The organism is Mesobacillus sp. LC4, assembly GCF_053543455.1.
This window is the reverse complement of the sequence record NZ_JBGCUB010000010.1, coordinates 56,574-69,366: the sequence shown is the minus strand read 5'-3', so window position 1 is coordinate 69,366 and position 12,793 is coordinate 56,574. Positions and strand designations below refer to the sequence as shown.

Genomic DNA, 12,793 nt, shown 5'->3' with positions numbered 1-12,793 from the left:
GAAAGCCTTCTTTGTGAAGGCTTTTTTTTGTATCTGACGAAAAATCGATTTCTCGTCATTCTGTAACTTTTTAACAGATTTACCGTCATATTGATAAATAGACGTGCTTTAAGGGGGCCTTTTCATTGTTAAAAAAAATTGGTTTTATGGTTATTCTGTTTGTACTTTTGCTTGCAGGATGCAGCGGGGGCATGTCACAGGATGATAGTAGCAAAATGAGTTCTGAAGGTGATATGAATTCTTCTGCTGACATGGAAAATGCAAGTGATGACATTGCTTTTTCAGAAAGTGAAGAGGATAACGCCGTTGCTGGAGAAAAATCAAAAGCAGAGCAAAAGGCCGACCATGAGGCCAATGATAGTGCTGACCAGCGGATGGTCATCTATAATGCTGAAATGGATATCAGAGTGGAGAACTTTGAAAAAGCACGTAATATACTTGAGCAGAAAGCAAAAGCCTATAAGGGGTATATTGTACAGTCTGATTCCAATCGGTTTGATGGAGAACAGCAAAGCGGTACGATGACGTTCAGGATTCCTCAGGAGCATTTTAATGCCTTCTTGAATGATGCTGAGGGTTTATCTGTTCAGGTTAATCATCGCGCTGTAAGCGGTCAGGACGTTACGGAGGAGTATGTAGACCTTGAATCACGTCTGAAATCGAAGAAGGCAGTAGAAGCAAGGCTGCTGGACTTCATGCAGCAGGCACAGAAAACCGAGGATCTTTTGAAAATTTCATCTGACCTGGCAGATGTTCAGGAACAGATTGAACAAATCGCAGGCAGGAAGAAATTTCTGGAAAACCAGACTGCACTTTCAACTGTGACCATTACCCTGCAAGAAAATGAAGTGACTGTTCCAAAAATAGAAAATGACAGCCTGAACACCTGGCAGAAAATCAAAAAGCAGTTCGCAGATAATATCAATATCTTGCTGGCAGCTGGCTCATGGATCATTGTATTCCTAATTGGAAACTTTCCAATCCTCTTAATAGTAGGAGCAGTAGTGGCTGGAGGCATATATTTTTTAAGAAAAAAAGCTTCTCGAGGGCAAAATAATAATGTGGATTCCAATAGCTAAGAAAAAAGGTGCTGGCTATTGAGGGGACAATAAAGAGCCATTAGATAGCAAATAAAAGCCGTTGCGACACGATCGCAACGGCTTTTCTATTAAACCTCCATAATGATCGGCAGGATCATTGGGCGGCGTTTGGTTTTTTCATAAAGGAAAGGTGCAAGTGTATCAGTGATTTCGTTTTTAATTTCTGACCACTGAGTTGTTTTTCTTTCCATTACTTTATTTAAGTGCTTATTGATCAGGCTTTGTGCATCGTTGATCAGGTCGCCAGATTCTCTCATATAGACAAATCCGCGCGAAATCAAGTCAGGACCCGCAGCAATCTTAAATTCCTTCATATTGATGCTTACGACGACGACGACAAGGCCTTCCTCGGAAAGGATTCGTCGGTCGCGAAGAACAATGTTCCCGATGTCGCCAACACCACTTCCATCAATATATACATTTCCGGAAGGGATTTTACCGGCAACACCTACTTCATTGTCGCCAAGAGCAAGGACTTCGCCGTTATCCATGATGAAACAGTTTTCTTCAGGCACTCCACAATCGGTAGCTAGTTTTGTGTGCATTTTCTGCATACGGTACTCACCATGGATTGGCATGAAGTATTTTGGTTTGATCAAGCGAAGCATTAATTTCTGCTCTTCCTGACCACCGTGTCCGGAAGTATGGATGTCATTTAATGAACCGTGGATGACATCAGCACCGGCACGGGATAGCATGTTGATTGTCCTGTTGACGCTGATTGTGTTACCTGGGATCGGAGAAGACGAAAACACTACTGTATCGCCAGGCTGAATCTGGATTTGACGATGCGTTCCGTTCGCGATTCTTGATAATGCAGCCATTGGCTCGCCCTGGCTTCCAGTACAAAGGATTGTCACCTGGTTGGCAGGAAGTCTGTTAATTTGCTGAGCTTCAATGAATGTATCCTTCGGCGCAGTAATATACCCTAGTTCTTGTCCGATATTGATTGCTGATTCCATGCTTCGGCCAAAAACAGCGACTTTTCTTCCATTTGCAACTGCAGCTTCGACAACCTGCTGCAAGCGATGAATATTGGAAGCGAAAGTAGCGAAAATGATCCGTCCATCCACTTTTCGAAAAATATCATGAATGCTATCGCCAACACGGCGTTCAGACATTGTGAAGTGCGGTACTTCCGCATTCGTGCTGTCAGATAGTAAGCAGAGGACGCCCTCTTTGCCGATTTCAGCCATTTTAGTCAGGTTAGCAGGTTCACCAACTGGTGTGAAATCAAACTTGAAATCACCCGTGTGGACGATTTGCCCAGGAGGCGTTTTCACAACGACACCATATGAATCAGGAATACTGTGTGTTGTCCTGAAGAAAGTGACCGAAGTTTTGCGGAATTTGATGATGTCGTCTTCCTTGATTTCGATTAGTTTCGCCTTTCGCAATAGACCATGCTCTTCTAGCTTGTTTTTGATCAAGCCTAACGCAAGCTTCCCGCCATAAATGGGGACGTTGATTTCCCTCAGCAAATAGGGGATGCCGCCTATATGGTCTTCATGGCCATGTGTAATGAATAGTCCTTTGATTTTATCTTCATTTTTAACAAGGTATGAATAGTCAGGAATAACGTAATCGATCCCAAGTAATTCATCCTCTGGGAATTTGATTCCGGCATCAATCAAGATGATTTCATCCTGGAACTGCACCCCGTATGTGTTTTTACCGATTTCGCCTAAACCACCAAGCGCAAAAACGGCCGTTTGGTCATTTTTAACAAATTTCATAAATTATTCGATCTCCAATACTTCAAAGTCTTCTTTTTGTTTTTCGTACTCAAAATAATTACCCTCAACTGCCTCGACATATTCAATATTATATTGGCGATCAGCTATTTTTGTCCGTACATCTCTTTCAGAGTCACCTTTTACATAAATCGTTTGTGTTTTTTCGCGAACTGGTACTTGCTTGTTGGATTCCTGGAAGTAAACTTTAAAAATCATGAAAAATCTCTCTCCTTAAATTAACTTTTTCTATTGTATAGGCAATTTTCGATGAAACATTTTGCAGATTACGCAATTCCCGACCTGGGATATACAAAAGGCAGACGTACTAATTTGCAGGTAAAGCATAACTCTGTCAAAACAATAAACGAATTTAGCCATATATAAAAATTAACAATGTTACCATTGTTATTATCAATCGTGCCATGTTTTCCGCTATTAACCAATTTACAATAAGGAAGGAGCCCTTCGCAAGTTTGAAGGGCTCAAAAAGTTAAGCGATTGTTTTTTTTCGAAGCAAATCTTTCCACTGTTTTAAAAGCTTCTTTCTTAGCTTCTTTAACATAGTGGATCATCTCCTTAATTCCTATTTTAAACTATCCTTGTCCAAAGTAAAGTAAACAAGGAAAAGTTTAGCAAAGATTATTTTTCAAAATCCTATCTTTTTGTTTATATTATATGATGAAATAGCAAATTTTTTCATGGTTATTGATGGAATGACATAAATTGTCATTGTTTAGACACAGATTTTGATTTCTTATTTCTGTACACGCACATGTGAATTTGATAGACTACCCATTTACATAATAATTTTAAATAGGCTTTCGTACATTCAGTTGCTTTGTGGGGAAGAACTAAGTGTATGAACTAGCCTACAAATGATGTAGCATGCTTTCAATATTAGCATCAAAGGAGAAGATCATGAGCAAAATCGTATTTTTTGATATCGATGGCACACTATTGGACCATGATAAAAACCTGCCAGCCTCTACAAAAGAGGCCATTGAGAAATTAAAAGAAAATGGGGTTTTCGTTGCTATTGCAACGGGGAGAGCTCCATTTATGTTCGAATACTTGAGAAAAGAGCTGGATATTGACTCTTTTGTAAGCTTTAACGGACAATATGTTGTCTTTGAAGGGGAGCCGATTTATGAGAACCCTTTAAACAATGGAAAGATAGAAGAACTTTATTTGGAAGCAGCTGATAAGGGCCATCCAGTCGTTTTCATGAATCATATGACGATGAAATCATCAGTGAAGCAGCATGACTACATCGAGACAAGCCTCGGGGGGCTTAAATTTGCCCATCCGGAACATGATGACCGTTTTTATGTAGACCGCGACCTCTATCAAACTTTATTGTTCTGTGAGGAAGGACAAGAAGAATATTACCGTGAAGCTTATCCTGAATTCACTTTGATTAGATGGCATCCTTATTCTGTCGATATCCTTCCTGCGGGAGGGTCAAAAGCGGAAGGAATTAAAAAGATGGTTGACCGATTAGGTTTCAAGCCTGAAGATGTCTATGCTTTTGGAGATGGACTGAATGACCTTGAAATGCTGAAGACAGTCGCAAATGGCGTGGCCATGGGTAATGCCGTTCCTGAGTTGAAAGAACTAGCGAATATGGTTACGAAGGATGTAGATGACGACGGAATCTGGCACGGATTGAAAGAACTGAAATTGATTTAGATTTTTTCTAGAGAAACTGTCAAGATGCCAAATACCATTATGGGAAAGTAAAAAGCCGAATCGTTAAGGATTCGGCTTTTTGTGAGTTTAAAATACGTAGTATGCACCTTATCTTTCCACTGGTTTTGCATCAGGAACATCAGCATATGGATCTTGTTTGTTAATATGATCGTAAAACATGATGCCATTCAGATGGTCAATTTCATGCTGGAATACAATCGCAGGCAGCCCTTTTAGGCGCAGTTTGACTTCTTTTCCTTCAAGGTCAACCCCTTTAACTGTCACCCTTGCGTATCTTGGCACATACCCAGGAATGGACTCATCAACAGATAGGCATCCTTCACCGGCTGCAAGGTAGGAACGCTCCACCGAATGACTGATGATTTTCGGGTTAAAAAGGGCATAGCTGATCAAGTTATCCTTTTCATCGGTAACATGAACCGCTATCATTCTTTTCGATACATTTATTTGTGGAGCTGCAAGGCCGATACCAGGTCGAAGTCCATGTTTTTGAGCAATTTCAGGGTCCTGGCTGTTCTTAACATATTCAATTAGGCTTGCAAACACTGCCTTATCTTCCTGAGAAGGGGGCATAGGAACTTCTTCCGCGACTTTCCGGAGCACGGGATGACCATCACGGACGATATCATTCATCGTCAACATAAACTTCACCTCTAGTATGTAATAATGTTAGTCTAACAAATGCCCACTAAAAAGTTAACTAGAAAAATTCAAAAGAGAGAGGTGTGCAACCTCCCTCTTTTAAATTTTATTAGGGAGCTTGTAAAACCCTTAGATTGGTGTCCAGCTCCAGCGCCTAGCCAGTTTTTCATCCCTGCTAGCTCTTCCTCGAATATCTTGCGAGAAGCGTTAGCTTTGAGCAGCTCGAGTCGTTTGACTAGCTGCGGCTCCTAACTCCTCGAGACGCTTCGGTCCTGCCAATGAAGTCAAAGAGCGACTTCACTGTCAGGCCCTCCAGCGCTTGTCGGAGTTGGACAGTCGCCTGCGCTTTTCGAGTTCGGTCCAGCCAATGAAGTCAAAGGGCGACTTCACTGTCAGGTCCTCCAACGCTAGTCGGGGCTGACCAAGGCGCTTGCGCATTTCTGATTAAAACTTCCAGCAGGCGCAGCCAACAATGATCAGAAGGATGAACAACACGACAATCAAAGCGAATCCATTGCCATAGCCTGCTCCTGCAACAGGATAACCGCAACCATATCCGTATCCGTACATCAGGAAACCTCCTCAAATGTGTTTTTCGCCCGTAAATCGGTCGATTGCTATAGCCTATGCAAAAGAAAAATTAAGGTATAGGCTCAAGCCTAAAGCATAAACAGCCGGAGGTATGTATATATATAGGGGGAGGACAAGCATTTGCCACTTCAACTCCTAGCATTTTACCTGCAAAATTTCATATCTATTGTCAAATCTCGTCGTAATCGCTATAGTAAAATTGGTATCAATGAGGAGGTTATTAATTTGTCCATATTCAAAAAAATAAGTTTAGCTATTATTATGATGGCTGGAATTTTCAGTCTAGCAGGGTGTCTGGACAAGCAATCACCGGAGGAAAAAATGTTTGAAGCACTCGAGAAGGTTGTTTCAATCGAAAAAGGGTTTGAAGACCAGCAGGATCCTCTTGTAGAGCTGGAAAAGAAAGAAAAAGAAATTTACGAGCAGATCATTTCATTAGGAATGAAAGAATACGATCAAATTGTCAAGCTGGCAGATGAGGCATTGGCTATAGCTGACAAACGTGATGAACATATTGAGAAGGAAAAAGAAAGTATAGAAGAATCTGAAAAAGAATTTGGGAATGTCGATGGAATCATAGATGAGATTGAAGAGGCTGACCTGAAGAAGCAGGCAACTGAACTGCAGGCGACTATGAAGGAAAGATATGCAATCCATGAGAAGCTTTATAAGAACTACAAACAAGGCCTTCAATATGACAAAGAGCTTTATGAAATGCTCAAAGATAAAGAATTAAGCTTTGAAAAACTCGAAGAACAAATCAATAAAGTGAATGAAGTGTATGAGACGGTCTTAAATAACAATCAAGAATTCAATGATAAGACTGACCAGTATAATAAAGAGAAAATGGATTTTTACAAAAATGCTGGAATTGAAGTAAGTTCCGAAAAAGAATGATAAAGGAAAGCCGCTTTTAACCAAAGCGGCTTTTTGATTGCTTTTTTAGCCATTGCGTTTACTGAATAATTCAATCTCAGCTGTAAAACTGGATTGTTTGCCCATTTCCAGCTTGTCCAACAGCACTAATACAGTTTGAACTAAAAGTAATTTATTATAGTACAGTAATATATATCGAGTAATACAGATGCTTTTTTGAGATAATAACATAAATATAGTGAATAAAATTTAAAAAGATGAAACATAGTATTTGACGGACAAAAAAACGTGATGTAAACTAAAAAACGAATGAGCGGATTGTATTACTCTTTTTTTATTTTTCATTGATACAGCATTTCTTAAGCAAGAATGAAGAAATAAAAGTTTTTATATGGTGAATCTGTGGAAAACTAAATAATGGTGTGTTCATATAGTGGTCAAACAAAGTTTTTGTTGAAAAACCTTCTGACCCATTAGTGAAAGGCCAAGAAAAAACAATTCAGCTCTGACAGGTATTTAGAAACCCGGGGAAGTTTATCCTGATATTGGGTAACCTATTTTTGTATATTCAATTTAAAATTCATGAAGTAATGAAAGGAAGAGGTGGCTCTGATGGCATCTAAAACAAAAAACAACACTGTTGATGCAATGAAGCAACTCGAAAAGATTGAAAGTCAATTCGAGATGTTCCAGATTTTGAATGAAGAGGGCGAAGTCGTAAATGAATCGGCAATGCCTGAGCTTTCAGATGAGCAATTACAAGAATTAATGAAGCGTATGGTTTATACAAGGATTTTGGACCAGCGTTCCATTTCATTGAACCGCCAGGGGCGTCTAGGGTTCTATGCTCCTACTGCAGGACAAGAAGCTTCCCAGCTTGCATCACAATTCGCACTTGAAAAAGAAGATTTCATTCTTCCAGGATACCGTGATGTTCCACAAATGATTTGGCATGGACTTCCGCTAACACAAGCTTTCCTATTCTCACGCGGACACTTCAAGGGTAATCAAATTCCTGAAGGTGTAAATGTCATTTCTCCACAAATCATCATAGGTGCGCAATACATCCAGGCAGCTGGTGTTGCTCTTGGTATGAAAAAGCGCGGAACAAAAGCAGTTGCCGTAACTTACACAGGTGATGGCGGATCATCACAGGGTGATTTCTACGAAGGTATCAACTTTGCGGGTGCTTACAAAGCTCCAGCAATCTTCTTCGTTCAAAATAACCGTTTCGCGATTTCAACTCCAGTTGAAAAGCAGACTGCTGCAGAAACAATCGCTCAAAAGGCTGTTGCAGCTGGTATCCCTGGTATCCAGGTAGACGGAATGGATCCACTTGCCGTTTACGCTGTCACTCTTGAAGCACGCAAGCGCGCAGTTAACGGCGAAGGCCCTACATTGATCGAAACAATGACTTACCGTTATGGTCCACATACAATGGCTGGTGATGACCCAACTCGTTACCGTACAGCTGACCTGGACAATGAGTGGGAAAAGAAAGATCCATTAGTTCGTTTCCGTAAGTTCCTAGAGAAGAAAAATCTGTGGACTGAAGAGATGGAAAACGAAACAATTGAAAGAGCTAAGGAAGAAATCAAGAACGCTATCAAAGAAGCGGATGATACTCCAAAGCAAAAAGTAACTGACCTTATGGAAATCATGTATGAAGAAATGCCTGACTACTTAAAAGAACAGTATGAAATATATAAAGAGAAGGAGTCGAAGTAAGCCATGGCTCAAATGACAATGATTCAAGCAATTACAGACGCTCTTCGCGTTGAAATGAAGAACGATCCAAACGTACTAGTATTCGGGGAAGACGTTGGCGTAAACGGCGGAGTATTCCGTGCGACTGAAGGCCTGCAGAATGAATTCGGTGAAGACCGTGTATTCGATACACCACTAGCAGAATCCGGTATCGGCGGATTGGCAATCGGTCTTGCGCTGCAAGGTTACCGTCCAGTTCCTGAAATCCAATTCTTCGGCTTTGTCTTCGAAGTTATGGATTCCATTGCAGGACAAATGGCTCGTATGCGTTACCGTTCAGGCGGCCGCTATAGCTCACCAGTAACAATTCGCTCACCATTCGGGGGAGGCGTACATACTCCAGAGATGCACGCTGACAGCCTTGAAGGAATGGTTGCACAACAGCCTGGCCTAAAAGTCGTTATTCCTTCAACTCCTTATGACGCAAAAGGATTGTTGATCTCGTCAATCCGTGATAATGATCCAGTCATTTTCCTTGAGCACATGAAGCTGTACCGCTCTTTCCGTCAGGAAGTACCTGAAGAAGAATACACAATTCCACTAGGAAAAGCAGATGTCAAGCGTGAAGGTAAAGACCTGTCAATCATCACTTATGGTGCAATGGTCCACGAATCACTAAAGGCAGCTGAAGAGCTTGAAAAAGAAGGATACTCTGTAGAAGTAATCGACTTAAGAACAGTAATGCCATTTGATATTGAAACGATCATCGCTTCTGTTGAAAAAACAGGAAGAGCGATTGTGGTACAGGAAGCTCAAAAACAAGCTGGTATGGCTGGACAGATTGTTGCAGAAATCAACGACCGTGCAATCCTTAGCCTTGAGGCACCAGTCTTGCGTGTAGCAGCTCCTGATACTGTATTCGCATTCTCTCAAGCAGAATCAGTATGGCTTCCTAATTACAAAGATGTAATTCAGACAGCTAAAAAAGTACTTACATTCTAAATAAACACTGAAATTATTAAGGTTGAAAAACTAGGAGGGTGAATTCCATTGGCATTCCAATTTAAGCTGCCAGACATCGGTGAAGGTATTCACGAAGGTGAAATAGTCAAGTGGTTCGTAAAACCTGGCGATAAAGTTCAGGAAGACGACGTACTTTGCGAAGTGCAGAATGACAAAGCAGTAGTAGAAATTCCTTCGCCAGTTGCTGGTACAGTCGAAGAAGTATTAGTAGATGAAGGAACAGTAGCGACAGTAGGACAGGTACTTGTCACGTTTGATGCTCCAGGCTACGAGCACCTTAAATTTAAAGGTGAAGAGGAAGATGCACCAGCTGAGCAGCCTAAACAAGAAAAGACTGAAGCGCAGGTTCAATCTACATTAGAGTCAGGACAAAAAGTTGAGAAGGAAGCTGCAGAGGCTCCTGCTGCAGAGGGCTCGACTGGTGCTGGCGCAGCAGCTGCCCCACAAGCAGAGGTTGACCCTAACCGCCGTATCGTTGCGATGCCATCTGTCCGTAAATATGCGCGTGAAAAAGGCGTAGATATCCGCCAGGTTCCTGGGTCAGGAAAAAATGGCCGCATCGTGAAGGCAGATATTGAAAGCTTCCTAAGTGGAGGAGCACCAGCAGCTGCAACACAGGCAGACCAAGCTCCTGCACCTCAAGCTGAAGAGGCACCAAAAGCTGCTGCGGCACAGGCAATTCCAGAAGGACAATACCCTGAGACACGCGAAAAAATGAGCGGAATCAGAAAAGCAATTGCTAAGGCTATGGTTAACTCCAAGCATACAGCTCCACACGTTACTTTAATGGACGAAGTGGATGTAGCGAAGCTTGTTGCACACCGTAAGAAGTTCAAGGAAGTTGCTGCAGAGAAAGGAATTAAGCTTACATTCCTTCCTTATGTGGTAAAGGCATTAACAAGCGCATTGCGTGAATATCCAGCATTGAACACATCATTAGATGATGCAACAAGCGAAATCGTTCACAAGCACTACTATAATATTGGTATTGCAGCAGATACAGATAAAGGCTTGCTTGTTCCAGTCGTAAAAGACGCTGACCGCAAATCTGTATTCTCAATTTCTAATGAAATTAATGAACTAGCTGGAAAAGCTCGTGATGGCAAGTTAGCCCCAGATGAAATGAAAGGCGCTTCTTGCACAATCACGAATATCGGTTCTGCTGGCGGACAATGGTTCACTCCAGTCATCAACCATCCAGAAGTTGCAATCCTTGGAATCGGCCGCATTGCTGAAAAGCCTGTAGTCAAGGATGGAGAAATCGTCGCTGCTCCTGTACTAGCGCTTTCCCTAAGCTTCGATCATCGCATGATTGACGGCGCTACAGCACAGCACGCTTTAAATCACATCAAGCGCCTGTTGAACGATCCAGAACTATTGTTAATGGAGGGGTAATAAATGGTAGTAGGAGATTTTCCAATCGAAACTGATACTCTTGTCATTGGTGCCGGCCCTGGCGGATATGTGGCAGCGATTCGCGCTGCCCAGCTTGGCCAAAAAGTAACAATCGTAGAAAAAGCAACACTTGGCGGAGTGTGCCTGAATGTAGGATGTATTCCTTCAAAAGCTTTGATTTCTGCAGGCCATAGATACGAAAATGCTTTGCATTCTGAAGATATGGGTATCAAAGCTGACAACGTAACGCTTGATTTCTCTAAAGTTCAGGAGTTCAAGGCTGGAGTAGTCAAGAAACTTACTGGCGGTGTTGAAGGCTTGTTGAAAGGCAACAAAATCGATATCGTAAGCGGCGAAGCCTATTTCGTTGATTCTAATACGATTCGTGTGATGGATGAAAATTCAGCACAGACATATACTTTCAAAAATGCCATCATCGCAACTGGATCTCGTCCAATCGAGATTCCTGCATTCAAGTACTCAAAGCGTGTACTTGATTCTACAGGAGCACTTAACCTTCAGGAACTTCCAGAAAGCATCGTCGTTATTGGCGGAGGCTATATTGGAACTGAGCTGGGCGGAGCATACGCTAGCTTTGGAACTAAGGTAACAATCCTTGAAGGAGCGGACGAAATCCTTAATGGTTTTGAAAAGCAAATGTCAGCTCTTGTCAAACGCAACCTGAAGAAGAAGGGTGCCGAGATTATTACTAAGGCCCTTGCTAAAGGTGTTGAAGAAACGGACAATGGCGTAACGGTTTCATACGAAGCAAACGGAGAAGAAAAGAAAATTGAAGCAGATTATGTGTTTGTCATGGTAGGAAGAAAGCCTAACACTGACGAACTTGGCCTTGAGCAGGTTGGCATCGAGATGTCTGACCGTGGCGTCATCAAAATCGACAAACAGTGCCGCACAAATGTAAGCAATATCTACGCAATTGGTGACATTGTCGAAGGACCGCCACTAGCACATAAAGCTTCTTACGAAGGTAAAATTGCTGCCGAAGCTATTGCTGGACATCCTTCAGAAATCGACTACCTAGCTATTCCGGCAGTCGTATTCTCTGATCCAGAACTAGCATCAGTTGGCTATTCTGAAAAGGAAGCGAAAGATGCTGGCATCGATATTACAGCAGCTAAATTCCCATTTGCTGCAAATGGCCGTGCGCTATCGCTTAACCAGACAGACGGCTTCCTGAAGCTGATCACACGTAAGGAAGACGATATTGTCATCGGTGCACAAATCGCTGGACCGAATGCTTCTGACATGATCGCAGAGCTTGGTCTTGCAATTGAAGCAGGCATGACTGCTGAAGACCTAGCAATGACAATCCACGCTCACCCAACTCTTGGTGAGATTACAATGGAAGCTGCAGAAGTAGCGTTAGGAAATCCAATTCATATTGTTAAATAATATGAAAAGCGTATGCGTTTTGATCAGCCCCGACAAGCGTCTCGAGGGGTTAGGGGCAGGAGCTGGACAATTCTCAAATTGAAAAGCTCTTTCTGATTCGAAACAAAAAAATCCTTTCCGTAATCGGAAAGGATTTTTTTATTCATTATTCAGTACGGCTGATAATGGTTCGATAATCTGGTCCTTTGTGACATGGCCATTCACGTTAGCGATGACCTCGTCCTGGTGGACAATTAAGATGGCAGGAAACTGCTTTACTTTAAAAAGGTCATAATATTTATTCGCGTTCGCTGCGGGAATGACAACAATATCATCAAATGCGGCAGGGTATTCCTTTTTCAATTCTATAATTGCGTCATAATAGGAAGCTTCGTGTTTATAGTTTTCATCATCAGAAAAGAAAACGACTTGTTTTATATCTCCATTAAACTCCAATTGATCTGAATTATTGACCGGGTTGCATGATGCCGTAAGAAATAGGAATGTTGCGACAAAAACAAAAGACAAACTTTTCATTTATCTTTGCCTCACTTTTTTTCGGAATGATTTTTCACCACTTGTAACTGTTTGTCCATATTCTATCACAGCAATTTCCAAAAG

12 protein-coding genes are annotated in these 12,793 nt (G+C 41.8%); 7 read left to right on the top strand and 5 right to left on the bottom strand.

What is annotated here, in order from left to right; translation table 11 throughout:
* The first annotated feature begins 125 nt into the window (after positions 1-125).
* Positions 126-1,079 (top strand): DUF4349 domain-containing protein, encoded by a 954-nt coding sequence (locus tag AB5I83_RS21475; protein WP_448978426.1) that lies wholly within the window; start codon positions 126-128, stop codon positions 1,077-1,079.
* An 89-nt stretch (positions 1,080-1,168) separates the two neighbouring features.
* Here the strand turns inward: AB5I83_RS21475 and rnjA are convergent, their stop codons facing one another.
* Positions 1,169-2,836 (bottom strand): ribonuclease J1, encoded by a 1,668-nt coding sequence (gene rnjA / locus AB5I83_RS21470; RefSeq protein ID WP_448978424.1) that lies wholly within the window; start codon positions 2,834-2,836, stop codon positions 1,169-1,171.
* 3 nt (positions 2,837-2,839) lie between these two features.
* On the bottom strand, positions 2,840-3,052 hold the full coding sequence (locus AB5I83_RS21465) for a DNA-dependent RNA polymerase subunit epsilon (protein ID WP_102262041.1): 213 nt from the start codon (positions 3,050-3,052) through the stop codon (positions 2,840-2,842).
* Positions 3,053-3,754: 702 nt separating this feature from the next.
* Between AB5I83_RS21465 and AB5I83_RS21460 the strand changes: the two genes are divergently transcribed.
* Positions 3,755-4,525 carry a Cof-type HAD-IIB family hydrolase gene (locus tag AB5I83_RS21460; RefSeq protein WP_448978422.1) on the top strand — a complete coding sequence of 257 codons (771 nt, stop codon included), beginning with the start codon at positions 3,755-3,757 and terminating at the stop codon, positions 4,523-4,525.
* Positions 4,526-4,633: 108 nt separating this feature from the next.
* Here AB5I83_RS21460 and def read toward each other — a convergent pair whose 3' ends face one another.
* On the bottom strand, positions 4,634-5,188 hold the full coding sequence (gene def / locus AB5I83_RS21455) for a peptide deformylase (protein WP_448978420.1): 555 nt from the start codon (positions 5,186-5,188) through the stop codon (positions 4,634-4,636).
* Between the two features lie 444 nt (positions 5,189-5,632).
* On the bottom strand, positions 5,633-5,758 hold the full coding sequence (locus tag AB5I83_RS21450; protein ID WP_167831891.1) for a YjcZ family sporulation protein: 126 nt from the start codon (positions 5,756-5,758) through the stop codon (positions 5,633-5,635).
* 246 nt (positions 5,759-6,004) lie between these two features.
* Here AB5I83_RS21450 and AB5I83_RS21445 point away from each other — a divergent pair, with 246 nt between their 5' ends.
* From AB5I83_RS21445 to lpdA, 5 genes are all read left to right on the top strand, one after another.
* A complete protein-coding gene (locus AB5I83_RS21445; protein ID WP_448978418.1) occupies positions 6,005-6,676 on the top strand; it encodes a YkyA family protein in 672 nt (223 codons plus the stop codon).
* 591 nt (positions 6,677-7,267) lie between these two features.
* Positions 7,268-8,383, top strand: coding sequence for a pyruvate dehydrogenase (acetyl-transferring) E1 component subunit alpha (gene pdhA, locus AB5I83_RS21440; protein ID WP_167831890.1), 1,116 nt, complete (start codon positions 7,268-7,270; stop codon positions 8,381-8,383).
* Positions 8,384-8,386: 3 nt separating this feature from the next.
* Positions 8,387-9,364: an alpha-ketoacid dehydrogenase subunit beta gene (locus AB5I83_RS21435; RefSeq protein WP_448978415.1), complete on the top strand. Its 978-nt coding sequence runs from the start codon at positions 8,387-8,389 to the stop codon at positions 9,362-9,364.
* A 48-nt stretch (positions 9,365-9,412) separates the two neighbouring features.
* Positions 9,413-10,780, top strand: a complete 1,368-nt coding sequence (locus AB5I83_RS21430) for a dihydrolipoamide acetyltransferase family protein (RefSeq protein ID WP_448978413.1) — start codon at positions 9,413-9,415, stop codon at positions 10,778-10,780.
* Positions 10,781-10,783: 3 nt separating this feature from the next.
* Positions 10,784-12,193, top strand: a complete 1,410-nt coding sequence (gene lpdA, locus AB5I83_RS21425) for a dihydrolipoyl dehydrogenase (RefSeq protein WP_448978412.1) — start codon at positions 10,784-10,786, stop codon at positions 12,191-12,193.
* Between the two features lie 138 nt (positions 12,194-12,331).
* On the opposite strand, the gene AB5I83_RS21420 is transcribed toward lpdA, so the two are convergent.
* Positions 12,332-12,709: a small peptidoglycan-associated lipoprotein gene (locus AB5I83_RS21420; protein WP_448978410.1), complete on the bottom strand. Its 378-nt coding sequence runs from the start codon at positions 12,707-12,709 to the stop codon at positions 12,332-12,334.
* Positions 12,710-12,793 lie beyond the last annotated feature (84 nt).